This window comes from Paenibacillus sp. EKM301P, assembly GCF_011800295.1.
In the GTDB taxonomy this organism is placed as follows: Bacteria; Bacillota; Bacilli; order Paenibacillales; family Paenibacillaceae; genus Paenibacillus; species Paenibacillus polymyxa.
Window position 1 is genome coordinate 272,019 of record NZ_JAALFM010000002.1, and the last position, 24,551, is coordinate 296,569.

Sequence of the window (24,551 nt, forward strand, 5' to 3'; positions counted from 1 at the left end):
CAGAAGACAGGAGCTGGAGAGAAATGAAACTGTTTGCGATTGATATGGATGGAACGCTATTGAACGAGGAAGGAAAAATAAGCAAAGCCAACGCAGAGGCAATCCGCAAGGCACAGCAGCAAGGTGTTCAAGTGACGATTGCCACTGGCAGAGCCGCTTATGATGCCTGGACAAAGCTAGAGGAAGCAGAGCTGGTTACTCCCGTCATCGGGGCAAACGGCGCCACTGTGCACGATGTGCATCGTCGCCAGCTAACCTCTACTCCTATGGGCCGGAGCGAAACATTTGAAGTGCTAAGCTGGCTCGAGGGTAACGACTTCTACTATGAGGTCATGACAGACCGGGCTATTTATTCTCCACAAAAGGGGCATCAGCTACTTGCTGTTGAAATGGACCGCTTGCTGAGCGCCAACCCAGATATTTCGCTGGATACTTTATTACATGCAGCTGAAAAACAATATGAACAGACCGGGCATACCCGCATCGCTTCATATGAGCAGATTCCACTGGATGTAGAGATATATAATGTGCTCTGTTTCTCCTTTGATCACGCCAAATTGGAACGGGGGCGTAAACGTTACCGAGATTTTCAAGGTCTAAACATGGTCATCTCCTCAGATCGCAACTTTGAAGTCGAGCATAAGGATGCGTCTAAAGGTAATGCATTGCTTTATCTCGCGAATTATCTGAACATCCCTATGCAGGAAGCCGTAGCGATCGGTGACAGCTATAACGATATTTCCATGCTGACGATGGCCGGAAGAGGTATTGCCATGGGCAATGCAAATGACGACATTAAGGCTGTCTGCTCCGAAGTTACCCTGACCAATGTGGAAGATGGCGTTGCTCATGCTCTGTTGAACCTCCTCAACACCGTCGAGGCTGACACTGTAAAATAGAAGGGATTAGTTGCGTACTGCGTACAACTCAGGCTAACGCTGTTTCATGCTGTACGCAACATGTCCGTCTTACATATAACAATTCTTAAAAAGCAGATCTAGACGAAAAAGACGCTCGCAAGCATGGTTACCATGCATACGAGCGTCCTTTTCTGTTTGAAATACCAACGGAGAGAGAGGGATTCGAACCCTCGCACCGCTTACGCAGTCTAACCCCTTAGCAGAGGGTCCCCTTATAGCCACTTGGGTATCTCTCCATGGCTCCCCGAACAGGACTCGAACCTGTGACAACTCGATTAACAGTCGAGTGCTCTACCAACTGAGCTATCAGGGAATATTACTGTAGATTATCATACAGTATGGTTAATTTACCATGAATCAGGGGGCCTCGTCAAGTGCCAACAAGCGAAGTTTACCTCCACATTTCCCACAGCGATATCGCTGTGGATTCATTTTACGCTTACGCATATACTCCTGTTGACAGGAAACACACACAAGCTTGTAACGATAAGGCTGAGGCTTTCTTCCCACTCTTCCCGGTAGGGTCTGACAATGCCTGCTTCCTCCTACGCGAGCCAGCCATGCTTTGAAATCAGCATCACGATGCTGGTAGCCCATTCCGCGCAGATGTAGATGATAATGGCACAGCTCATGCTTTATAATTTTTTCCACCTCAGAACGTCCATAAGCTGCGAGTTGATGTGGATTAATTTCAATATGATGACTTTTCATAAAATATCGACCGCCTGTAGAAGACAGGCGCGCATTAAAGGTGGCTTGATGTTGAAACGGCACGCCAAAGCTCTCCAGCGAGATGCGCTCTACCCATTCTTGAAGTTCTTTATTACTCATGGAAGGGTTCATTGAATTGCTCAGAGACTTGGACTCCATCCTTACGGTTTCCCTCCTTTGCTTCATACTGACAAGCATATTATAAAATGACGGCCGAAGTCTAACCCTGGTTCATAAGCACACTTTAGGTATCCACCCCATATGCTAAACATACAGATGTAACGCAGAGGAGGAGATCGGCTTGCCTCAATGGCTCAGCAACCAGCTCATGCGGGCCTTTTACAAAAAGGACCGACGCCAAATTAAACTGTTGAACGATTGTTGGTTTTTTTATCATAAAGCACCTGGTATAGAATTTGACGCCAACAACGGGTAGAAGCAGTTCCAGAAATGAAAAACCGGAGTCTCCAATATGATTCGGAGATTCCGGCTTTTTTTACTCTCACAAAAGGTTATACAGCTTTATTTAAAGCACTATGCCTGTGACTGCGCATCTGCGGGAGGTTTCATAGTCAGACCTACCCTGCCTTTTTTCAAATCAACATTCAACACCCACACGGTTACGTTATCACCAACAGATACAACATCCATCGGATGCTTAACAAAACCACTGCGCAGCTGTGAAATATGAACCAACCCGTCACTTTTAATACCGATATCCACAAATGCACCGAAATCAATGACATTGCGGACCGTTCCCTGAAGTTCCATACCCGGTGCCAGATCCTCGATCTTCAACACATCCTTGCGGAATACAGGCAATGGCAACTCGTCGCGCGGGTCACGACCTGGTCGCTGGAGGCTGTCCAAAATATCCCGCAATGTTGGTACACCAACTTCCAGCTTCGCAGCCAGCTGATCAATATTAGACACATTCAGCGCTTCTGTTGCAACTTTCGAACCCAGATCATGGGCACTGATACCTAGCTCCGCCAACAGACGGTCTACGACAGCATACGATTCAGGGTGAATCGGTGTGCGATCCAGTGGATTTTCTCCACCCGGTATACGGATAAAGCCAACGGATTGCTCGTAGGTTTTTGCGCCAAGTCGCGGCACCTTCTGCAACTGACGACGGTTGCTGAATTTACCGTTTTCCTCACGATACTTAACGATGTTTTTAGCAATAGTAGCGTTGATCCCTGCTACGTAGGACAACAGCGCCGAGGAAGCCGTGTTCACATCCACACCGACGTGGTTAACAGCCGATTCCACAACGTCCTTCAAGCTCTCATCCAGATGTTTCTGCGACACATCATGCTGGTATTGACCTACACCAATGGCCTTCGGCTCAATCTTGACCAGCTCAGCCAGCGGGTCCTGCACACGACGCGCGATGGACGCCGCACTGCGCTCAGCTACGTCCAAATCAGGAAATTCTTCCTGTGCCAGCTTGGAGGCAGAGTATACGCTCGCACCTGCCTCATTGACGATCAGATACGCGAGGCTGTTGTCACCAATATCCGCGATAACTTCGGCTACGAATTGCTCTGTCTCGCGTGATGCGGTTCCGTTACCAATGACAATCAACTCGATGTCGTATTTGGCAATCAGCTGCTTGAACGTTTCGGCAGCCTCACGTTTCTTGTTGTTCGGCGGTGTTGGATATGTCACAGCCACTTCCAGCAGCTTGCCTGTGTCATCGACAACTGCCAGCTTGCAGCCTGTCCGATAGGCCGGATCGACTCCAAGCACACGACGCCCCTTGATCGGAGCCTGTAGCAACAGGCTGCGCAAATTGCCTGCAAAGATAGAGATGGCCTGCTGTTCACCCTTCTCTGTCATTTCAGCGCGCACTTCACGTTCGATAGATGGCGCGATAAGTCTTTTATACGCATCCTCAATGACACTGCGTAGCAGGTCTTCCACCACAGACGATCCTTTAATCACTTGGCCAGCCACATAATTGTAGATGGAATCTGGTGCTACCTCCAGACCAACCTTAAGAATGCCTTCCCGCTCCCCGCGATTAATCGCCAGAATACGGTGAGGCGGCATTTTTTTAGCCAGCTCACGATAGCTATAGTAATTCTCATACACAGACTCTTGCTCGGTATCCTTCGCTTCAGAGGTCAGCATCCCATGATCCAGCGTGTATCGGCGCACCCATTGGCGAATAGCCGCATCATCAGCTATATTTTCGGCCAAAATATCCATAGCTCCTTGGATAGCTGCCTCAGGGGTTTCGACTCCCAGCTCAGCATTCACATAGGATTCAGCTTCTTTCAAAACATCACCCTGCTTCGGCTGACCCCAAATCCAGATGGATAGCGGCTCCAACCCCCGTTCCTTTGCCACACTGGCGCGAGTCTTGCGCTTTTGCCGATATGGACGGTATAGATCTTCCACTTCCTGAAGTTTAACCGCAGAGGTGATAGCAGCCTGCAGCTCTTCAGTCAGCTTGCCCTGTTCATCAATAATGCGGATGACCTCTACCTTACGATCCTCCAGATTACGTAAATACAGCACACGATCTTCAATTTCACGCAGCTGATTTTCATCCAGCTCTCCTGTCATTTCCTTACGATAACGCGCGATAAAAGGAATTGTATTTCCTTCATCCAATAAACTGATCGTTGTCCGGATTTGCTTGAGTGCCAGCGACAGCTCTCTCGCCACTTGTTTGACAATCCGTTCTTGGCGTTCTGCTTCGTTCGGCTCCTGCCCAATTTCCGTCTTCATTTCCTCGTTAGACAAACCTATCCCTTCTTCCTCACAGCTCTTGTCATACATCATGTCTTTTATTATCACAAAAAATGATTCAAAGCGCCAGCAGGTGACGTAAAAGCAAGCCCTACCTGTATTTTTCTTCGGACATGCAAAAGGACAGCGCTAGAGCGCTGTCCTTTCCCGTTTCACTCGTCGTTCCATCATACTAAAAATCAATCAAACCGAGACTGATCTGTAGCGAATCGCTCACTTTGCGCATGGTTTCTTCATCCAAATGGGTGATTTTGTCGGTAAGCCTTTGCTTGTCGATCGTCCGGATTTGCTCCAGAAGAACAACAGAATCACGATCAAAGCCATGCGTCGCCGCGTCGATTTCCACGTGTGTAGGCAGCTTTGCCTTCTGAATCTGTGCTGTGATGGCTGCTACGATCACGGTAGGGCTAAACCGGTTGCCGATATCATTTTGAATGATCAGCACAGGTCTGACGCCACCTTGCTCGGAACCGACTACGGGTGAAAGGTCTGCAAAAAAAACGTCGCCGCGCTTTACGATCAATATGGATTACACCCCGCTAACTGTACGGCCCAAGGTGCTGTTTGCATCTTCCTCCGCGTGAAAGGCTTCAGATGCCATGGTCAGGTTAATTTTAGCCATTTCCATGTATCCACGCTGCATAGCTTCACGAATGTAACGTTTTTTACGTTCACCTACATAAAGCTTCATTGCCTGCCTGATAAATTCACTGCGGTTGGAATTCTCCATAGCTACGATCCCGTCCACTTCCTGCAAGAGATGATCTGGCAAACTGATCATTATTCTTTTGGTGTTCTGCAAATTGGCCAACTTCTCTTCCACCCCCAAAACCTTGTCGCCATTGTACCATTATAACGTTATTCCCGGTAATTTATTCAAACGGAATATAAGAGAATGTATATGATATGCGTATATCATCTATGCTGCATTCCATTATAAACTACGCAGTTCGTTTTCGTACAGGCGTTTGATCCCCGAAATACAAGTGTCAGCGGAGCCTAGTGCGTCTTTTGACAGTTATAGCGCTCTTTTCTTTCCTTTGTACATATTTCGGGACGTTCTACGAAAACTCCTGCTTTTATCCGGTAATTTGCGTTATGAAATTAATTCCAGCGGGTTGGAAGAAGCGAGTTCACCCGAACGACAGGAACATGATCTCGCGTGTAAACACGCGGTACCCTGTCTGCGATCATGCAGATCACCTCGTAGTGGATTGTACCAAGCTTGGATGCCAGCTCATCCGCCGCAATGATTTCGCCGGACTGCTGGCCGATGAGAACAACCTCTTCGCCGGTTTGGATTTCTTCCGCATCCTCTGCGAAAGATTGTAAGGATACCATACACTGGTCCATGCAGATCGTACCGAGTACAGGGACGCGACGACCGCGTATCAACACTTCGACCTTCCCACTTAGCATGCGGGAGTATCCATCCGCATAACCAATTGGCAGTGTGCCGATCCGCTCTTCATCAGAGGTCACATACCGGGTGCCGTAGCTAACCCCCCAGCCGGGAGGAAGCGTCTTGGTATAAACCACCGCCGTCTTTAATGACAATACAGGCAACAGTTCAATGACTTGCCGGTTAACCTCATCAGACGGATACAGACCGTATATACTGATGCCAATCCGCACCATATTGGGGGAAAGGGAAGGGGTATCAATGGTGGCCGCGCTGTTGCCCGTATGTATAATGGGAATAGAAATACCTTGTTCCCTTAGCGCATCCGCCACGCCCCGAAACCGATCATATTGTAGCAGTGTATAGCTTTTATCTTCTTCATCCGCACGGGCAAAATGGGTGTACATGCCTTCCAGCAGCACCTGCTCTAATTCGTGAACCTGCCGGACAAAAGCCAAAGCTGCTTCTCCAGGCAGCAAACCGAGTCTTCCCATACCGCTGTCTATTTTGATGTGCACCTTCAGCTTGCGTTCGCTTCCTTGGCGGTCCAATCTGCGGATACCCTCCAGCACTTCCTCACTAAACACAGTCAATGAGATATCATGCTCCCAAGCTGTTTGGACAGCTTCAGGTGAGGTGTAGCCGAGCACCAGGATCGGCAGTCCAACCCCCGCATGACGAAGCTCCAGAGCCTCATCCAGAAAAGCGACGCTCAAATAATCCGCACCAAGGCGTTCCATTTCCTTTGAAATTTCTACGGCACCGTGACCGTAGGCATTAGCCTTGACACAGACCAGCATCAGCTTATCCGCAGGCAATGCCTTGCGAAAGGCCTCATAGTTGGCGCCAAGGTGATCCAGGTTGATTTCGGCCCGGGTCGATCTGTATTGTGCTTGCAAAATCCAGTCACCTTCTTCAATTGTTAGCCTGTAACGTAACCTTTTACCATTTTGGATATAGCAAAATCCTTGCTTCCAAAGGTTAATGGTAATGTTCAGAGACGTGGCTGTCAATGGCAGGGGGCTCTGCAGCCTCCTCTACCATCTTTACAATAGAACAAGATATACAAGCGATGCACATCTTAGACTGCGAATGAACAAAAGACGGATACGGGCGGTAGCAGAGCATTTTACACTCTAGACCGTCTGCATCCGTCTATAAAATTTTATTTACCCGATTGTTCCTGTATAGAAGCGGCAATTTGTATCATTTCGCTCACAGGCAAGTCAGCACTGGTGATTCTGAACTCTATTCCATCATTCATCCAGGTCATCGTCTGCTGTTCACTTCCTGTCAGCACGGCAAAACTTCCTCCAATATCAACCAGTTCGCCTGCCGTCAATGCGACCGCCCGATCTTTTGGACGCGCCTCTACAATGGTATAGTTATACGTTCCGCTATACCGCAGCATCACTGCATGTGTACCATTATCCTCCAGCTCCGGCGTATCCTTGATTTGTACTCCGGCTGGCGTGTAGGACGGTTCAATCAAGCCGAACTCACCCAACACAGCTTCTGCGGCATCCGTTCCCGCTGACGTTCCAGTTGCAGCATCCGCTGTGCCCGGTGTCTGTTGCTGCTCCTCTGCGTTAGCTGCTGCTTGCGGCTTGGACGTATCGCCAGTGACAGCTCCGTCGCTCTTCGCTTCACCAGACGGTTGCTGGACATCGCCCCCTACGGTTCCCTGCTCTTGTCCGGCTTCACCGGACGTCACGCCAGTCGTCCCTTCTAACGTACCGGTCGTATCAAGCGGACCGCTGGAATCCACTGCCCCTGAAGATGGCGATCCCTCGCTACCTGCATTCGTTTTTCCGGAAGCCATGTTCCGCTCCATATCAAAGGAATCCTTGTCAAACTTCGTATCAAAAGCAAATTGATCGAATTTCAGATCGACAACCACCTTGGCATTCGCATCAGATACCTGTACCTGAGTAGGGGCATAGTTGTTTTTGGATAGCCAAATCTTTTGCCTTACCAGCGCATGGCTATTGTAGTTCGCGGCCACATCAAACACATAGGATTTATCGTCGGTAGCCAACTGACGGGAAGCATCACCGATAATGCTGCGAACCAGCGTCTCATATAAATATACCTGACCCTGATTGTTTGGCCAGTCGCTCTTGAAACGGAAGCTTTTGTTCAGGCTGGGGGTCAGTACAAATACACCCTCATCATTACGAAGCACAATTTGCGTAACATCTTTTTTCTCGTTCGTCATGGCAATTCGGTAATAGGACGGCTTGCGATAGGAAATATCCACCTTGTATTCCTGCGGCGTGTCGCCGGTATGCAGCGTCATCAAAGCTGTACCGTGGTAGCTGTTCAGGTCGCTCACCACGTCACTCAAATCTTTAACCACATCGTCTGCGCTCTTCTTGCCGCACCCGGCCAGCAGCAACGTTACACACATGACCATGGCAAGCATCCATGAAATCCGGCGCATGTCATCAACCCCTTCAGCACATGTTTTAAATGAATTAGTACATGTCTATGAAGGACTTGTTCGATTTATGCAGACTGGCATGACAAGCTTGAGCGTATCCTTGTGTCATGCTATAAAATCTTTTGGAGACTGATCATAAATTCATACAAGAAATAAACTGAAAAACCAATCAAAACCACACCGGCACAGATTGTAACCCACTTGATGGCGGTTCGGTTCATGGCTTTTCGTGTTGTCGCTACGAGGGTCATCAAACCTAAATCATGAATAAGAATACCAAACAAAATACCTAAGCCAACAATCAAAAATTGACTTGTATTTGACCGATCAAATGAACTTGCCAGCACAGTCCCAAAAACACTTACCCAGAACACTAAATTCCCTGGTGAAACAGCTACAAGCAGCCCATTTTTATAGGAAGAAAATAATGATTTCGTCTTTTTCTCTCCTTCTAGTGCAATATCATGATCCGCATTTTTAATGCTGTCGTACCCCACGTAGCACAGAAATATGGCTCCAACGAGCCACATGATCACCTGTACAACAGGTAAGGACAGAACAGAGGCCAGACCAAAATATAAACCAATGATTAATAACAAATCGATGGTCATCCCCCCGAGCCCCACAATCCATCCATGCATAAATCCATTCTTTAGCCCTTGCTTCGTCATTTCAACCGTAATGGTACCTAAAGGTAATGCTATGGAGAAACCTAGTAAAACATATGTAATAAACAATGCCATTTCAAAACCCCTTTCAAATGTATAAAAACGTTATTCTATATTATAAAAAAAGACAAATCAATAAAATGTTGAAGCCTGTATGAGCTTAAAACACATGAGACTTATTTTGTACAAAATCGGATTCATTGACCAAGTTTGTCCATTGAGTATTGAGGTTCCAGCACTTATCATTGCTTTTGTGATAATAATTCTCATTTGCAAATTTATGAACTATTATATTATACGGAGGCTGCTATGACCAACAAAAAATCTACTCGGCAATACACTGCTCTGATCTGTCTATTCTCTCTTATGGGGGCATTGCTACTAGGATGCGGCGCATCTGATAAGCAGACTGCAAGCAGCAACACAACAGCATCTACAACCTCGGAAGCTGCCACAACTCGTGCCTACACAGACTATAAGGGACATACAGTAAACATTCCCACGACTCCTGGGCGCATTGCTTACTTCGGAGAAAACTATGGGGATCTATTGGTTTTAGGCGTACAGGCTGTTGGTACATCGACTTCTATGATCGAGGGAAAGATATATGAGAAAAAAGTTCAGAATGTATCGGACCTAGGATTTCCCATTGATTTAGAAAAAACATTGGCTCTACAACCAGACCTAATCATCACCGCCGATACGGATGAAAAACAATACGCAGCGTTAACGAAAATTGCACCTACAATTATGTTCGATACCTTCGCTCCACTGAACGATCGTTTGCTACATCTCGGAGACATTGTGAACAAGAAAAAGGCTGCTGAGGACTGGCTTGCCCAATATAAAATCAAGGAAGCAGAGATGTGGACCAAACTTCATGCGCAAGGTGTTAAGTCGGATGAAACAGCTTCGGTCTTTACCTACTATCCCGGTGACCGTTTGTTCGTCATGGCACGGACAGGCCTGTCACAGATACTATATGAAGAGAATGGTCTCAAGCCTACTTCTCTTATTCAGAAAGCGCTGGATGAGGACAAAGGATTCGTGCAATTATCACAGGAAGTAATCGGACAATACGCTGGAGATCGGATTTTCATACTAAGCACTCCAAGTTCAGAAGCCCAGCAATCCACCGAACAATTAATGAAAAGCAAGCTGTGGCTTCAGCTCCCTGCTGTCAAGCAGGGACATGTGTACATGCAGGACATTGGCAAAACCGAAAGTGATGCATCTACTCGGGAATGGTTGCTGGAGGAAATGCCCAAGCTCATAAAATAAGATTGGAGAAGCCTATCGTCCTTGTTGATAGGCTTCTTTTTTGTTGAACTTAAAGGAGGTATACTTATGCATATATGATAACCATTCTCAGTAAAAGGAGCTTTACACCGTGAATCAGCCTTCGTCGTCTGTAAATTCACCTCCACCCAACACACTGCTTTTTCATTTTAAAGGAATTGTGTTGGTTAGTGAGCCTACCGTTGGACTAATATCTCAATCAAATTCCGATCACTGTCTGCTTATGTTCATCGGCGGGGCTGGTAGGGTGGATGTGGGTCAAGAACAATATGTATTCCATTCAGGTTATGGGTATTGGTTAACTCCTGGCGAATCCTATCGCATCGCTCCCTTGGATGGAACTGTTCCTGAATACTACAAAATCACGTTCAAGGTCATTACCATGCCGTTGGATCCACAATCGGACGCGACCTTGGTTGAAAACGCAACGGGCATGCCATCCATATATCATGGATCTGTCCTGCCAGAACCGCGTGAATACATCGTTTCCTCTTCCTTCAAGCCTATTCAGTTGGCCGAAGAGTTATTTTATAGCACCCAACAAACAATACAGCCGCATAGACAAACCACTGCATTGCGTCAGCAAATCATGTTTCAAGAGCTGCTCTTACTGTGGCAGGAAGCCCACGTCCCTATTAAGCATAACGAGGGCTTTAATCCGACATTGCCTGCATCGGTGGAAAGCACCCTTGCATATATGGAAAACCACTACGAAAAGCCTATTACCGTCAAGCAGCTTGCCGAACAGGCCAACGTTTCCATATGGCAATACTCCCAGCTGTTTCGCAAAATAACGGGCAAAAAGCCGTTGCATTACCTCACTGAGCTGCGCTTGAACCATGCCAAGCGGCTGCTGCTGGAATGCAAACGGCCTTTACGTGAAATTGCCCGTCAGGTGGGTTTCTCTGACGAATATTATTTTAATCGGCGTTTTAGGCAAATAACCGGGGTTCCGCCGGGTAAATATGCGCTTTCCGCTCCCAGTTCTGTGTGCGTTAAGGATTGGACTGGCCACCATATTCATATCCCTCGTCGAGCGAGCCGCATCATCTACCACGGAGAAACGATGGGCGATTTGCTCGCGTTAGGAGCCACAGCCATAGGCGGAAGCCTGCGGCTCAGTGAATACAGCGTCTATAAGCATCGTCTTGAGAACGTAACTGACGTGGGACTTCCGCTGGATACCCGCTTGACCAGCGCTCTTGATCCTGATCTGATTATCATCGCTAACTCGGATGAACAGGAATACGAGCGTATTGCAAGCATCGCGCCCACCCTCACCTTCAACTCCTTTGCCGCCCTGGAGGAACGACTGCGTACACTTGGCGCATGGCTCGATAAGGAACAAGAGGCCGAACGCTGGTTAGCGACCTTCACCGCTCGTAATCTGGCGATGTGGCAGCAGCTCAGCACGCATATCACAGCCGGAGAAACCGCCTCTGTTTTTATCTTCGACCATGGCGATCGGCTCTTTGTCATGGGCATGTCCGGATTCTCATCGGCCCTCTACCACCCGCACGGCTTCCAGCCTGTCGAGCCAATCCAAAAGATGCTTGATGAGGGACTGGGCTTCGCAGAAATTAATCCAAACGAATTGCCTGATTACGCTGGCGATCGCATATTTATGCTCGTCCCTACGGCACCAGACTCCAAGCATACGCTGGAATGCATGCTCAACAGCCCTCTCTGGCATAGCCTCCCTGCTGTGCGTCAAGGCCAGGTATATTTCGTAGAAGCAGACCGCTGGAACTGGAGCGATGCCATGACTCGGCAAAAGCTGCTCACTGCACTGCCCAAACTGCTCGTTCATTGATGCTGAAATGCTGCTATTTTTCAAAAGCTACATGAGTCCTTGAATAGTCCCATCTGCCTCCAGCGACATATGCTCAGCTGCTGGAGATTTGGGCAATCCTGGCATCGTCATGGTATTACCTGTTTCCACGACTACAAAGCCTGCGCCTGCGGACAATGATACGCTGGACACGTGAATGGTGAACCCCTCCGGCGCACCTAGCAAGGAAGGTTGATCTGAGAAAGAATACGGCGTTTTGGCCATACATACAGGCAGTTGTCCAAAACCAAGCTGCTCCATACCAGCCAACGCCCGTTTGGCTGCAGGCGTGTAAGCCACCTCTGCCGCACCGTAAATCTCCTTGGCAATGACACTAATTTTCGCTTGTAAATCAAGCGTATGATCATATAGCGGCGCAAAATGGGCTTTATCCTTCTGAAGTAAGTTCAGCAGGCTTTGGGCCAATTTTTCTCCCCCTTGGCTTCCCTGCGCCCATACTTGTGAAAGCTCTGAGGGTACACTCAGCTTGCGGCATTCTGAGAAAATCAAATCCAACTCAGCTTCGCTATCTGTTACAAAATGGTTAATCGCCACCAAGACAGGCACACCAAACTTTTGCAAATTCCGTACATGCCGGCTCATATTGGCTAATCCGAGTTGCAATTGCTCCAAATTTTCCGCATCCAGCTCCTGTTTAGCTACACCGCCGTTATATTTCAGCGCTTTGGCGGTTACAACCAGCACAGCCGCATCAGGTTGCAAGCCGGATTGACGGCACTTGATGTCAAAGAACTTTTCCGCTCCCAGCTCAGCCCCAAATCCCGCCTCTGTGACGACGACCTCTCCCAGCTTCAACGCCAGCTTTGTACCGATCAGACTGCTACATCCATGGGCAATATTAGCAAAAGGTCCACCATGCACAATAACCGGAGTGCCTTCCAACGTCTGCACTAGATTAGGCTTTAATGCTTCCCGAAGCAGCACAGCCATTCCTTCCACCGCGTGCAGATCCTCTGCTGTTACCGCTTCACCGGATTCGTTATATCCAATCACCATCCGACCCAACCGTACTTTAAGATCGTTCATATTTTCACTTAAGCATAGCACCGCCATGACTTCCGAGGCCGAGGTAATCAGAAAGCCGCTTTCTCTTACCGCTCCATTCCCCGTTCCCAATCCAGTCACAATACTTCGCAAGCTCCGGTCATTCATATCGACAGCCCGTTTCCACACGATTCGGTCTGGCTTCAGCCGCAAAGCATTTCCATGGAACAAATGGTTATCAATCATCGCTGCCAGCAAATTATGTGCTGCCGAAATCGCATGTATATCCCCTGTAAAATGCAGATTAATGTCTTCCGCCGGAACAATCTGGGCCTGTCCTCCCCCGGTGGCTCCACCTTTCATCCCAAAGCAAGGTCCAAGGGACGGCTCACGCAGCGCAGCAACGGTTTTATGCCCCATCGCGTTGAGTGCCTGGGACAGCCCGATGGTTGTCAGCGTTTTTCCTTCTCCAGCCGGAGTGGGATTCATCGCCGTAACCAGCACCAGCTTTCCATTCGGGCGATCCTTCAGTTCCTCCCACAGAGATGGATTCAGCTTCGCTTTATATTTGCCATACGTCTCCAGATGCTCTTCTTCAATTCCTGCTTCTTTGGCTATATCAATAATCCTCTTCATCTTTCGTTATGTACCCCCCGTTTTATAAGTCTGACCCATGGTGTCGAACCCTTTATCATTTTATTCTACCAAAGTGTACGGTTTATTGCGCTATGATTCATTTCATCGCAAGCATGACTATCCTGTGAGTTATAAAAAAAGCATCCCCTGCCTGCATGAACTTTGAGGATACTCTTTTGGCATGTCCTAATCAGCAGAAATCCTTTAGAAATCAGGACAGCTTGGAACAACAAATTATCCATATGTAAGCACTTATACTCTCAACTACTCTCCACTTTATAATGCTTTTCCAGCAGTTCTTTAAAAACGTCAATCGGGTACTTGTATTGATCCGTTTTGAACACAATCCGGTTATTCCACTGGTTCTTTTCCAACTCGCATCCATGCTCCATGTCCAGTTCCTTCATAATAAATATAATCTCATCTAAGGTTACCATCACACTATGTCTATTCGTCGTAGTCGCCAGCATCTGCTCGCCTTCCTGTATGTATGCCTTAACGATCTGTTCATCAAACCCTTCGCTGATCATTAATTCCATCAAGGTTTGTACAAAAAGAGACGGCAGGTTTTTGTACTGCGATTTTTTAATCCCAAACAGCGTGACGCTTAAGCGGGAAATATCATGCATAAACACAATGTTTTTTCTCCGGTTCAATAAAAACAAGCTGGCATGCCAACTATTCAAAGGCGGATAAATATCAACTTGAAGTGGTTCAGTCTCCCATTCCTTCAGCAGTTTTTGGGTTCCCCGTATAACAAACATCATTGCTCTCCTTTATTGACGGTTCTGTACCGTAGCTCGTGATCTGACATCCCTAATCTCTCACACTAGGCTTGCCCCGGAAATTATAACACCGTATTCCAAACATCGGATTATAGACTATTTCAGTATAGGATAGGGGAATGATTAATTACCTGACACTGCTGAACGTAGCTCCTTCGGGACAATCCAGGGCATTTTCGTTTTCTTAGTGGATATTTTTTATGGAAATCCCCTTCACCGCTCTATATAATTCAGGTACAGTTCGTCACACGAGCTTAATCTGAAAATTAGGGGTGTTCCACACCTATGCCACAGCATATTTTACTTATTGAAGACGATCTATCTATTGCTGAAATGCTGCTCAAAGCACTCACCAAGGAGGGCTACAATTTAACCACCGCCTATGACGGAGAAGAAGGACTTATTGCCTTTGAACGTCACACTTACGACCTGGTACTCGTGGATCTGATGATGCCGAAGGTCGATGGTATGGAGGTAATCCGGCAAATTCGTACCCGCAGCGCCGTGCCAATTCTGATTATGTCGGCTAAGGACAGCGATGTGGATAAAGCGCTTGGACTGGGCTTCGGGGCAGACGATTATGTTGCCAAACCTTTTTCGATGCTTGAGATGACGGCGCGTATTCAATCCGCAATCCGCAGATCGACTACCTATGCTCGTCTGCAACAGCAGGAGGAACAGCCGCAAGCACAAGTGTTGACCTATGGAAATTTGCGCATTGATTTTGATCATTTTACAGTCATACGCGATGGAAATGAAATTCAGCTAACAGCCAAAGAATCCGATATTCTGAAGCTGTTTGCATCCAATCCGAACCGGGTTTTTACGAAAGCTCAATTATACGGATTTATTTGGAAAGACGATTATATGGGTGATGAGAATGTGATTAACGTCCATATTCGCCGCCTACGTGAGAAAATTGAAGAAGATCCCTCTCACCCTGTCCACATTAAGACGCTGTGGGGCATCGGCTACAAATGGGAGAATGGTTGATATGAGCATCGAAATCATTTTCGAATGGATTGTCGTCCTCATGATGTCCGTCGTTATCATATGGCTTTGGCGGGAACGTGTAGCCTATAAGCGCAAAATCAAGAATGTCCGAACCCTACTTGAGCGGATCGTGACCGTGAATCATGCGGAAAAGCTGCTATATGTCACAGGTGACGTTGAACTGCAGCGACTCATGACGGAGATCAACCGGCTACTAGACTTAAATTTGAGGGTATCAGCCGATTACAACCGGAGCCAAATCGCTATGCGCAAAATGATTTCAAATATTTCTCACGATCTCAAGACCCCGCTTACCGTTGTGCTTGGTTATGCCGAGATGCTGGATGGCGATCCAGATATTTCGTCAGAAGAACGTATAAAGCTGCTATCCAGAATTCATCAAAAGACAAGCGAAGCGATTGAGCTGATCGGAAGTTTTTTTAGTTTGGCGAAGCTGGAAGCCAACGATACGGATATTCCACTGACCCGACTGGAGATAGGAGAACTGTGCAGACGCAGCATTTTGGAGTTTTATGATCTGCTGACGGCTCAGGGTTTTACGGTACATATTGACATTCCGGAGCATCCCATTTATGCCTTGGGGAACGAAGGAGCCATTGGGCGGGTGCTGAGCAATCTGATTTCAAATGCCATTCGCTACGGGGCAGAGGGTCGAACGCTAGGCCTGACGCTGTCAGAACAGCAGGATACAGTGCGTATAGAAGTGTGGGATCGTGGAAAAGGCATACAGGAGCCGGAGCAGGATAAGGTTTTTGAACGCATGTACACACTTGAGGATTCCCGTAATAAGGCGGTACAGGGCAGTGGACTGGGTCTTACGATTGCCAAGCGCCTGGTTGAATGCATGAATGGAGAGATGCAATTGACCAGCAAACCTTATGAGCAGACCGTCTTCTCTTTTACCTTGAAGAAGATCAACTATTAAGCGAGCTGCTCAACTTAATAAATTTGTAAGGATTACGAAAGAAAAATGAACATTTCGCCCTTTATTCTTGAATTATCAACAGCACACGAAGGGAGAACACCCATGACTTACATATTACGTACACATCAGCTGACCAAAGCCATGAAGGGCAATGAAATTGTAGCAGGGGTCAGTATGAATGTGCGCAAGGGGGAAACCTATGGCTTTCTCGGTCCCAATGGGGCGGGCAAGACAACGATCATGAAAATGATTACCAACCTGCTCAAGCCGACATCGGGTGAGATTGAACTGTTCGGTGAAAAGCTAACGCCAAACTCTTATCATCTGCTCGGACGGATGGGTTCGATTATTGAATACCCAATTTTTTATGATAGACTGACGGCTCAGCAAAATCTCGAACTTCATTGTGAATACATGGGCTATTATAATAAACAGGCTGTCCGGGATGCGCTAGAATTAGTGAACTTGCGGAATGCGAGTGACAAGCCAGTAAAAGACTTTTCACTAGGAATGAAGCAGCGTCTCGGGATTGCCCGGGCCATTGCGACCAAGCCAGAGCTACTCATTTTGGATGAACCAATTAATGGTCTGGACCCAGTGGGAATTAAGGAAATTCGGCAGTTATTCCACATGTTATGCAAGGAATATGGGATGACGCTGCTCGTATCCAGTCATATTTTAGCGGAAATAGAGCAGATTGCGGATACAATAGGCGTGATTAATCACGGACGGCTGATTGAGGAAGTTTCGATGGAACAGGTACGGGATACCAATACAGAATACATCGAATTTACGACCAACGATTGTAAAAAAGCGGCCTACGTCCTCTCCCATCATCTGAGTCTGAATAATATAAAGGTACTCAATGAACAGAGTATACGTATTTACGATATGAGTGTACCGCAGAAGCAAATTACGAAAACGCTCATTTTAAATGATGTAGAAGTCGATTCCATTCATCAGAAAAGCAGTACGCTGGAAGACTACTTTTTACGTCTGTTACATGGAGGTGAGCCCCATGCTTAGATTAATACAGTTGGAGATGAAAAAGCTTCATCTGGCGGGTTATATCCGTTCAGCACTGATCGCCAACGCCTGTATTTTGGGGTTGCTCTGTATTATTGCGCTGGATAGCCAAAATGAAGGAGTACCCGAATTTACACAGTACGCTCAGCTTCTTGATCTCATGGACAATATGGTGAGAGCCACATTTATTGTATTTGCCTCCGTTCTGCTATGCCGTTTTATTGTAGGAGAATTTAAGTCCAAATCGATTACAATCTTGTTCATGTATCCGATTCATCGTCAAAAGCTGATGATCGCCAAACTCTTGATTGTGCTGCTGTTTACGTTCTTGTCTGTTGTTATATCGGAAATCATCATTACGGCTGCGATTCATTTGCTCAACCAGTTTGTCATGATTGTACCGGATAAGCTTACTCTTTCCATACTGGCCGAACAATCCGCGCGGACGCTAATCAATGCCGTGGCCGCCAGCTTTATGGGATTGGTTCCGCTGTATATGGGAATGCGAAGATACTCAGTACCCACGACTATTGTGACCTCAATTCTGGTTGTAGCCTTGCTTTTCTCCAATAATAACGGCGCTACACTTAGCTCCATTGCCCCCGTGCAAATCAGCTTCTCTGTGCTGGGAATGATTGTGGCTTATGCGGCAATTCGGCGCATTGAGTATAAGGATATTGCTTAGTAATATAGATTTTAGTGAAACGCTTTCAAAAAAAGATGAAAATCCTTGTTAGATATACACACATTTTTCACTGGACTTCATTCTAAAACAGGTATATCCTATAGGAGAAATTAAAAAACGGAATAAGGATCTTCGGGGTAGGGTGAGATTCCCAACCGGCGGTATGGCTCATGGAGCTAAGCCCGCGACTCTGTATCTGGCAACAGGATACGGACTGATTTGGTGAGATGCCAAAGCCGACGGTAAAGTCCGGATGGAAGAAGATCGAAGTATGAACATGCCGCAAAGTGAATGAATGCTGCGCTATAGTTTTTGCAGTAACTTCATTTAACTTGTATCAAACGGCAAGTTTATTTGATCAACCCCCGTCTTGCATGGCTTTCGCCATGGACGGGGGTTTTTGTGCCACCGGTCCTGTATTCGCAAGGAGCTAAATAAGTATGAGTCAATCATCAACTGTACTATCATCCAAAGGTTTTGATCGTAGCTCCCACATGAAAAGCGGTTTTTGGCTAGTCGCGATCGGAGCGGCCTTGTGGGGTGCAGACCCGCTGTTTCGTATTATTTTGTTAAAGTCATTCACCTCAGCACAAATCGTACTGATGGAGCATGTGCTGCTCTTTATCGCTCTGACGCCGATGCTGTGGAAGCATCGCGAGGAGCTCAAAACGATACGATTTCGTCAGGTTTTCGCTATTTTGTTCGTCTCGTGGGGCGGCTCGGCACTGGCCAGTGTGATTTTCACCATGGCACTCAGCAACGGTGATCTGAATGCAGTTCTTTTGCTTCAGAAGCTTCAGCCTTTGGTCGCCATTATTCTGGCCCGCGTTATATTGAAGGAAATGCTACCGCGTCATTTTGGAATATTAATTGTCATCGCTCTGTTCGGAACGTATCTTCTAACCTTCGGTTGGTCGCTTCCCTTTGGGCATGTTCATGATTTTGTTCACATTGGTAGTCTGCTCGCACTAGGTGCAGCGGTTCTGTGGGGCGGTTCGACCGTTATGGGTAGCTACTTGCTTCGTTCGATGAAATATGAGACAGTAACCTCCCTCCGCTTCATGGTGGCGCTCCCTCTGCTCATTGTTCTCACCTCGGTGGAGCATGCTCCGTGGAATATGCCTACAGGTACATGGGCGGGCGCAGCTGTAATGATCAACTTGCTGCTGCAAGCATTGCTTCCGGGTCTTCTCAGTTTATTACTGTATTACAAAGGCTTAAGTACAACCAAAGCTTCTTATGCTACGATGGCAGAATTGAGCTTCCCCATGGTTGGTGTCGTAATTAACTGGATCGCTTTCCAGCAAATCGTTACCGTAGCGCAATTGACTGGTTTTATGCTGATCTGGATTACACTCTTTATGATTTCTCGTCAGCAGAAAAATTAATAGCTTAATCTTCTTTCATGCTCATCCAAGCCAAATCGTGAAGATGCTTTTGCATCTCTGATTTGGCTTTTTATGTATTCATATTCATATTAACATTAGTTCCTAAGACCTATTTTTTCAAAAAAAGTGTACTATTCCTTGTTTTTAAAGAATACATCTATAAAATTAGTCGATTTATGTCGAATAAAACTATGTAGTGATCATCTGACACAGAGGAGAAAAAACTATGACTAAAGCAAAACAAACAGTTCCGTGGTGGAACAGGTTTCTCAAGCAGTTTTATTTAATGAGGACAAAATTAATAATATCTTTTTTGGCTGTGTTATTGATTCCAAGCGTACTTATTGGATACTTTTCTTACCAGGGGGCCACGACACAGCTCAGTCAGCAGATGGCTGCTTCCGTAAACACGAATCTGTATCTGATCCGAAGCAATGTTAATCAGTATGTAGCACCGATTATAAAAGACGTAGACGTGCTTACCAGTGAGATCGAATCTGATTCCATTGGTTCCAACCAAGAAGCACTTCAGAAAAAGTTGGACGTCATCGTCAAAGCTCATCCTGAGTTAGATGCCGCGCTCCTTGGCAATATGGAAGGACAATATATCCGTTCTCCGATAAAAAAGGAGGCTGATTATGATCCTAGGGAGAGAAAATGGTACAAAAACGCAATGCTACATAAGGGCAAGGTATTCGTCGGCGTTCCAGTTGCCAGCGTTACGACAGGAAACTTAGTGGTTAATGTATCGGCAACGCTCAAGGACGGTGAAGGAGCTGTTGCATTGGCTTTGAATCTGGACAAGATGGGTGAAAGTCTCCAATCTGTGAAGATAGGTGAACGCGGAGGACTCATCATTGTTGATTCTGATCATAAAGTTGTATCTGGGACTGGAACAGCCTTTACCAAGACAGGCAAAAAACCGGCTGACACCATGGAGGGCCTTCCCGAAGTGGCGGCAACCGGTGAAAATGATACTCCTTCCGTGTCGCAAATTCAATTTATGAATCGGGACGTACTGGCCTTTACACTTAAGGACCCTCTCACTGGCTGGAACATTGTTGCACTATCGGATCTGGAGGATTACAGTGATGCAGCCCAACCGATTCTGAAGCAAAGCCTGATTGTAATTGTTATTTCCATACTGGCCGCTGCGATCATCATAGTGCTTATGGTCCGCTCATTCCTGATCCCACTCAAAAAGCTGCAAGCAGGAACACGGATCGTCCGTGATGGAAATCTGACCGAACGTGTTAATCTGTCTAGAAAGGACGAGTTCGGCGAGCTGGCACAGAATTTTGACCAGATGACGCATTCCTTGCATTCAATGGTCTCCGAAGTCAACCAAACCTCCTCCCGTCTTGCTTCCTCTTCCCTGATAATCAAGGAGAGCACAGAGCAAACGACGGAGTCCGTACAACACGTAGCGGAAACAGTTATGGAATCCGCGGAAAATGCAGTGACCAGCGCCGAGGCATCCGAGCAAACCGCCAATGCTGTTGAAGAAATGGCGAAGGGTGTCAGCACGATTGCCGAATCGGCAAGCTCCATCGTGGATTCAGCAGGACAAACCGAGCAGGACGTAGCTCAAGGCAGTCAAATGATCAGCCATGTGCGGACACAAATGGACCGCATTTTGGAAGCTGTAAGCCAAACGGCTAGCCTGATGGATGAGCTATCCCAGCTCTCGGACGATGCGAAGCAAATGAATGCGGCTATAGTTGCCATTGCCAAGCAAACTAACTTATTGTCCCTGAACGCATCTATTGAAGCCTCCAGAGCAGGCGAAGCTGGACGTGGATTTGCTGTAGTCGCTATAGAGGTACGCAAGCTGTCGGAACAGTCCAAGGCAAGCGCCGATTCCATCAGTCAGATCATTACGCAGATGCTCGATTTGATTCAACGCTCTACCGCTACGATGAACGGTAATGTTCGTAATCAGGTAGGTGAAGGATTACGAATCAGCCAAGATGCAGAAGGTGCTTTTACGAATATTGAACGCTCTACTTCTCATATCGTGGAACAAATTCAAAGTGTGTCCGCTGCTGCTGAACAAATCTCTGCCAGTACAGAGGAAGTTTCAGCCACTGTCACCCATTTGGCAAGCCTATCCCGCACTTCGGCAGATAGTTCACAAACAACTTCCGCTGCTGCTCAAGAGCAAATGGCAGCCATGGAGGAAATCGCATCTTCCTCACAGGAGTTGTCCAACATGGCACAGGATCTGCAAGAGCTTGTTAAGCGATTTAAGATTTAGCTTCCACAGCTATTATTGAAATTTTCACCAACGAAAGCTCAGCAGTACTGTATCTGTTTACTAACAAAAGCCTTCGCCCGCATACAAAATACGGGTGAAGGCTTTTTCGTTGATTCCTTTAGACGATGCCTCGTACTTACCTATATGCTCATCTGCCCCGTTAGCTGGCGGCGTCTATCCCCTTCTGGATCATGTTCCACCATAATATCCTGATGAAAAATGGCTGTAGCTCGCTGTTGCCTGTCGTACATCGGCCATGCTCTCTCAGGTAGCATAGGCTCCCCATCCCGTGCAAAAGCAACCCATGCCTGCTGCATATCATGAGCAAGCTTCTCCATAGAAGGTTGAATCTCTAATCCCAGCTTATCCAGCAGCTTCAGATTATCGAAAACAAAAGCAATTTCTGCACCGTGAACCGCTTGTCCAAAGGTAGGATGGCCCGGCAGTGTCCAATCAAAACGGTACATCCATACCGATGCATACACCGACTGTGCAGCGGCAAGAGCCAACGCGGGACGCCAAAAAATGAGATCGGTCAACATTTGTGCCTGTCCCTCAATGGTAACTGGAAAAGGTTCTATCAGGTCGCCAATGTCGGACATACCTGTCATCATTTCCAATGCCTGACGTGCTGTTAGCTTGTTCATCAGATGGGATTCTTTGCGGATAAAATAGTTCCCTTCATGCAAGTTCGTTCCAATCATAACAGATACCTGTTTTGCTGAACCTTGGGCGATTGCCGACAGGGGTAGATCCGGCAAGGTCACCCCGTCTACAACGGGTTGATAAATCATCGCCATTCCTGGTCCGATGACTTCATGTGTTTTAGCCATAGCGAGCATCAACGCATCTGTCGGCAGCGTAAACAATCGCTCAGGATGCTGAGTGTCCACACCCAGTTGCTGCAAATACACAGCCGCCACTTGCTCAGCCTGTGCAGCTGGCAACACCTGCGATGCTCCACTTTGCAAAATTGCACGCTGGAACAGCCCCTCAGCGGCTGGCATCGCCAATAGAGCGGCAATACTCATCGCGCCTGCCGATTCACCGAACACCGTTACTTCATCCGGGTTGCCACCAAAGGCAGATATATGATCCCGAACCCATTCCAGCGCAGCAATTTGATCCAACAGTCCGGCATTTGAGGTCAGCCCATTCCCCTTTGGAGTCAAATGCAAAAATCCTAACGGTCCTAACCGATAGTTGATCGTAACTACAACAACATTGCCATTCTTCGCCATGCGTTCCCCGTCATATAAAGGTATAATCCCAGACCCGGTGACAAAGGCACCGCCATGAATCCACACCAGCACCGGACGTCCCTTCTCAGGAGCCTTCGAAGCCGGTGTCCAAATGTTCAGATACAAGCAATCCTCGGACTGCTGCGGCGGTTCCACCAGATTTCCGGTCATACTTTCAGCGGAGGGCATGGGTTGCGGACAGATGGGTCCGAAACTCGTCGCAGCCCGTACCCCCTCCCAAGGCTCCAAAGGCTGTGGTCCGTGAAAACGAAGTTTTCCAACAGGAGGCTGCGCATATGGAATACCTTTCCACACATGATATCCATTCCCCGTTTCTCCACGTAATTGACCTAGACGAGTATGTACTGTATTACTCTCCATCATGAACCCTCCTTTATTTTGTATGTTCAACATAACGGTATACTATCAATCTTTACATATCTCTATTATACCCTTTGCGCAGGACCAAACCAAAAAATACCGGAAGCGCTTTTGCGCTCCGGCATTTTGTAGACAGAATGAGTGGATCTTGCTTAATCCCGAACCTCTTCTTTCGGAATCAGCTTGTAAATTTCTTCGCTTTCCATCGAATCAATCAATCGGTCTAGCCACTTGTAATAAGCCACGGCCTGCTTCATTTTCATACGGTCTTGCTGAAGAATGGTCTTAAATTCCTCGTATTCTTCACCCTGCGCCATCAATTTGTCCAGTTCGTCAATGGCTTTGCGCAGTACGAGTAAATTTGTTTCTACTGCTTTTCTCCATTTAATAGCGAAGAAGTCAGTAAAAGTTTGGTACCAGTCATATTCGACTTCATACAAGTCCTTGCGTGAGCCTTTGCTCCATACCTTGTTCACCATTTTCAGATCCAACAACGTTCGAACTCCTGTACTCATGCTCGTTTTGCTCATTTCCATTTCACGGCCCATCTCGTCCAGCGTCATCGGTTTATCCGCAAAAAAAAGCAAACCGTACAAATGCCCCGCAGACAGAGTGATCCCATATAGGTCCATGTTTTTACCTATAGCTTCTATGACACGTTTGCGAATTTTTTGCAGCGACGCCTGCTGCTCATCACCTAACTGGTACAAGCTCATGCTTGCAACCTCCTAATTTTAGAGCATTTTGCACAACCTAGTATGAACGACTTACCCGTAAAGGATTAGCTTTGACGCAATATATGAAATCTTTCAATACTGAATGAAATGTTTCAAAAGCAAAGCTTCTGTCTATATTACAACAGCATGATCGTTCAAAATCATAATTCGCAAAATTGCTAATGATAGTAAACTTTTAAAATTATGGATATACATAAATCTTTTTGTTATGGTCATATTTCATTGTCTATTTTAAAAAAAGCACTATCGGTTGTAAAGTTCCGAATGTTTGAGCATTCTAAAGAACGAAGGAGCATATCGAAGGAAAGTTTGTACAGTTTTTTCTGTACGTACTTTACGAACAGTTTTTTTGTTTGAAATGTAAGTGATGCTTCTGTTACAATTAATTTTGTCATTAACCGTTCAGGATGTACAGAATTATGATTTTTATACTC

At 46.8% G+C, this 24,551-nt stretch carries 21 protein-coding genes, 2 tRNA genes and 1 riboswitch; of the genes, 10 read left to right on the forward strand and 13 right to left on the reverse strand.

What is annotated here, in order from left to right:
- The first annotated feature begins 23 nt into the window (after positions 1-23).
- The gene (locus HFD99_RS06720; RefSeq protein WP_031463111.1) at positions 24-899 is read left to right on the forward strand and encodes a Cof-type HAD-IIB family hydrolase; all 876 of its coding nucleotides are present in this window, start codon (positions 24-26) and stop codon (positions 897-899) included.
- 168 nt (positions 900-1,067) lie between these two features.
- On the opposite strand, the gene HFD99_RS06725 is transcribed toward HFD99_RS06720, so the two are convergent.
- From HFD99_RS06725 to HFD99_RS06735, 3 genes are all read right to left on the reverse strand, one after another.
- Positions 1,068-1,156, reverse strand: a tRNA-Ser gene (locus tag HFD99_RS06725).
- Position 1,157: 1 nt separating this feature from the next.
- Positions 1,158-1,233, reverse strand: a tRNA-Asn gene (locus HFD99_RS06730).
- A 44-nt stretch (positions 1,234-1,277) separates the two neighbouring features.
- Positions 1,278-1,790: a SprT family protein gene (locus HFD99_RS06735; protein ID WP_016821162.1), complete on the reverse strand. Its 513-nt coding sequence runs from the start codon at positions 1,788-1,790 to the stop codon at positions 1,278-1,280.
- A gap of 142 nt (positions 1,791-1,932) precedes the next feature.
- Between HFD99_RS06735 and cmpA the strand changes: the two genes are divergently transcribed.
- Positions 1,933-2,067, forward strand: a complete 135-nt coding sequence (gene cmpA / locus HFD99_RS06740; protein ID WP_016821163.1) for a cortex morphogenetic protein CmpA — start codon at positions 1,933-1,935, stop codon at positions 2,065-2,067.
- A gap of 98 nt (positions 2,068-2,165) precedes the next feature.
- Here the strand turns inward: cmpA and HFD99_RS06745 are convergent, their stop codons facing one another.
- The 6 genes from HFD99_RS06745 to HFD99_RS06770 all read right to left on the reverse strand — a co-directional run bounded on the left by HFD99_RS06745 (position 2,166) and on the right by HFD99_RS06770 (position 8,982).
- The gene (locus HFD99_RS06745; protein ID WP_017426526.1) at positions 2,166-4,388 is read right to left on the reverse strand and encodes a Tex family protein; all 2,223 of its coding nucleotides are present in this window, start codon (positions 4,386-4,388) and stop codon (positions 2,166-2,168) included.
- A 178-nt stretch (positions 4,389-4,566) separates the two neighbouring features.
- Positions 4,567-4,917: a type II toxin-antitoxin system PemK/MazF family toxin gene (locus HFD99_RS06750; RefSeq protein WP_007429335.1), complete on the reverse strand. Its 351-nt coding sequence runs from the start codon at positions 4,915-4,917 to the stop codon at positions 4,567-4,569.
- A 6-nt stretch (positions 4,918-4,923) separates the two neighbouring features.
- Complete coding sequence (locus HFD99_RS06755) at positions 4,924-5,205, reverse strand: CopG family ribbon-helix-helix protein (protein WP_007429334.1); 282 nt, start codon at positions 5,203-5,205, stop codon at positions 4,924-4,926.
- Positions 5,206-5,498: 293 nt separating this feature from the next.
- Positions 5,499-6,695 (reverse strand): alanine racemase, encoded by a 1,197-nt coding sequence (gene alr, locus HFD99_RS06760; protein WP_031463109.1) that lies wholly within the window; start codon positions 6,693-6,695, stop codon positions 5,499-5,501.
- Between the two features lie 266 nt (positions 6,696-6,961).
- Entirely contained in the window at positions 6,962-8,239 is a 1,278-nt protein-coding gene (locus HFD99_RS06765; protein WP_031463108.1) for an outer membrane lipoprotein-sorting protein, read from the reverse strand.
- Positions 8,240-8,349: 110 nt separating this feature from the next.
- Complete coding sequence (locus HFD99_RS06770) at positions 8,350-8,982, reverse strand: LysE family translocator (RefSeq protein WP_031463107.1); 633 nt, start codon at positions 8,980-8,982, stop codon at positions 8,350-8,352.
- A gap of 234 nt (positions 8,983-9,216) precedes the next feature.
- On the opposite strand from HFD99_RS06770, the gene HFD99_RS06775 reads away from it, so the two are divergent.
- Positions 9,217-10,188: an ABC transporter substrate-binding protein gene (locus HFD99_RS06775; protein ID WP_167440839.1), complete on the forward strand. Its 972-nt coding sequence runs from the start codon at positions 9,217-9,219 to the stop codon at positions 10,186-10,188.
- 109 nt (positions 10,189-10,297) lie between these two features.
- The gene (locus HFD99_RS06780) at positions 10,298-12,019 is read left to right on the forward strand and encodes an ABC transporter substrate-binding protein (RefSeq protein ID WP_031463105.1); all 1,722 of its coding nucleotides are present in this window, start codon (positions 10,298-10,300) and stop codon (positions 12,017-12,019) included.
- Between the two features lie 27 nt (positions 12,020-12,046).
- Here HFD99_RS06780 and HFD99_RS06785 read toward each other — a convergent pair whose 3' ends face one another.
- Together HFD99_RS06785 and HFD99_RS06790 are read right to left on the reverse strand one after the other, a co-directional pair.
- The gene (locus HFD99_RS06785) at positions 12,047-13,678 is read right to left on the reverse strand and encodes a formate--tetrahydrofolate ligase (protein WP_025364300.1); all 1,632 of its coding nucleotides are present in this window, start codon (positions 13,676-13,678) and stop codon (positions 12,047-12,049) included.
- 260 nt (positions 13,679-13,938) lie between these two features.
- Entirely contained in the window at positions 13,939-14,442 is a 504-nt protein-coding gene (locus tag HFD99_RS06790; RefSeq protein WP_016821171.1) for a DUF6933 domain-containing protein, read from the reverse strand.
- A 306-nt stretch (positions 14,443-14,748) separates the two neighbouring features.
- Here HFD99_RS06790 and HFD99_RS06795 point away from each other — a divergent pair, with 306 nt between their 5' ends.
- The 6 genes from HFD99_RS06795 (at position 14,749) to HFD99_RS06820 (ending at position 21,758) form a co-directional block, all read left to right on the forward strand.
- A complete protein-coding gene (locus HFD99_RS06795; RefSeq protein WP_031463104.1) occupies positions 14,749-15,456 on the forward strand; it encodes a response regulator transcription factor in 708 nt (235 codons plus the stop codon).
- A 1-nt stretch (position 15,457) separates the two neighbouring features.
- Positions 15,458-16,402 (forward strand): sensor histidine kinase, encoded by a 945-nt coding sequence (locus HFD99_RS06800; protein ID WP_017426518.1) that lies wholly within the window; start codon positions 15,458-15,460, stop codon positions 16,400-16,402.
- A 102-nt stretch (positions 16,403-16,504) separates the two neighbouring features.
- Positions 16,505-17,428 carry an ABC transporter ATP-binding protein gene (locus HFD99_RS06805; RefSeq protein WP_016821174.1) on the forward strand — a complete coding sequence of 308 codons (924 nt, stop codon included), beginning with the start codon at positions 16,505-16,507 and terminating at the stop codon, positions 17,426-17,428.
- A complete protein-coding gene (locus tag HFD99_RS06810; protein WP_016821175.1) occupies positions 17,421-18,113 on the forward strand; it encodes an ABC transporter permease in 693 nt (230 codons plus the stop codon). The genes HFD99_RS06805 and HFD99_RS06810 overlap by 8 nt, the downstream gene beginning before the upstream one ends.
- Before the next feature lie 124 nt (positions 18,114-18,237).
- Positions 18,238-18,382: riboswitch (FMN riboswitch) on the forward strand.
- 171 nt (positions 18,383-18,553) lie between these two features.
- Positions 18,554-19,501, forward strand: a complete 948-nt coding sequence (locus tag HFD99_RS06815; protein WP_016821176.1) for a DMT family transporter — start codon at positions 18,554-18,556, stop codon at positions 19,499-19,501.
- Positions 19,502-19,727: 226 nt separating this feature from the next.
- On the forward strand, positions 19,728-21,758 hold the full coding sequence (locus HFD99_RS06820) for a methyl-accepting chemotaxis protein (protein WP_031463103.1): 2,031 nt from the start codon (positions 19,728-19,730) through the stop codon (positions 21,756-21,758).
- A gap of 140 nt (positions 21,759-21,898) precedes the next feature.
- Here the strand turns inward: HFD99_RS06820 and HFD99_RS06825 are convergent, their stop codons facing one another.
- Positions 21,899-23,380: a carboxylesterase/lipase family protein gene (locus tag HFD99_RS06825; protein ID WP_031463102.1), complete on the reverse strand. Its 1,482-nt coding sequence runs from the start codon at positions 23,378-23,380 to the stop codon at positions 21,899-21,901.
- Between the two features lie 152 nt (positions 23,381-23,532).
- Entirely contained in the window at positions 23,533-24,096 is a 564-nt protein-coding gene (locus HFD99_RS06830; protein ID WP_016821179.1) for a GbsR/MarR family transcriptional regulator, read from the reverse strand.
- Between the last annotated feature and the right edge of the window lie 455 nt (positions 24,097-24,551).

Excerpts from the sequence above, each read along its gene's own strand:
- HFD99_RS06735 (WP_016821162.1), bottom strand. The coding sequence starts at position 1,790 with ATGGAGTCCAAGTCTCTGAGCAATTCAATGAACCCTTCCATGAGTAAT.
- HFD99_RS06830 (WP_016821179.1), bottom strand. The coding sequence starts at position 24,096 with ATGAGCTTGTACCAGTTAGGTGATGAGCAGCAGGCGTCGCTGCAAAAA.
- HFD99_RS06765 (WP_031463108.1), bottom strand. The coding sequence starts at position 8,239 with ATGCGCCGGATTTCATGGATGCTTGCCATGGTCATGTGTGTAACGTTG.
- HFD99_RS06800 (WP_017426518.1), top strand. The coding sequence starts at position 15,458 with ATGAGCATCGAAATCATTTTCGAATGGATTGTCGTCCTCATGATGTCC.
- HFD99_RS06795 (WP_031463104.1), top strand. The coding sequence starts at position 14,749 with ATGCCACAGCATATTTTACTTATTGAAGACGATCTATCTATTGCTGAA.
- HFD99_RS06805 (WP_016821174.1), top strand. The coding sequence starts at position 16,505 with ATGACTTACATATTACGTACACATCAGCTGACCAAAGCCATGAAGGGC.
- HFD99_RS06825 (WP_031463102.1), bottom strand. The coding sequence starts at position 23,380 with ATGGAGAGTAATACAGTACATACTCGTCTAGGTCAATTACGTGGAGAA.
- HFD99_RS06770 (WP_031463107.1), bottom strand. The coding sequence starts at position 8,982 with ATGGCATTGTTTATTACATATGTTTTACTAGGTTTCTCCATAGCATTA.
- HFD99_RS06775 (WP_167440839.1), top strand. The coding sequence starts at position 9,217 with ATGACCAACAAAAAATCTACTCGGCAATACACTGCTCTGATCTGTCTA.
- HFD99_RS06790 (WP_016821171.1), bottom strand. The coding sequence starts at position 14,442 with ATGTTTGTTATACGGGGAACCCAAAAACTGCTGAAGGAATGGGAGACT.
- HFD99_RS06720 (WP_031463111.1), top strand. The coding sequence starts at position 24 with ATGAAACTGTTTGCGATTGATATGGATGGAACGCTATTGAACGAGGAA.
- HFD99_RS06810 (WP_016821175.1), top strand. The coding sequence starts at position 17,421 with ATGCTTAGATTAATACAGTTGGAGATGAAAAAGCTTCATCTGGCGGGT.
- HFD99_RS06785 (WP_025364300.1), bottom strand. The coding sequence starts at position 13,678 with ATGAAGAGGATTATTGATATAGCCAAAGAAGCAGGAATTGAAGAAGAG.
- HFD99_RS06820 (WP_031463103.1), top strand. The coding sequence starts at position 19,728 with ATGACTAAAGCAAAACAAACAGTTCCGTGGTGGAACAGGTTTCTCAAG.
- HFD99_RS06815 (WP_016821176.1), top strand. The coding sequence starts at position 18,554 with ATGAGTCAATCATCAACTGTACTATCATCCAAAGGTTTTGATCGTAGC.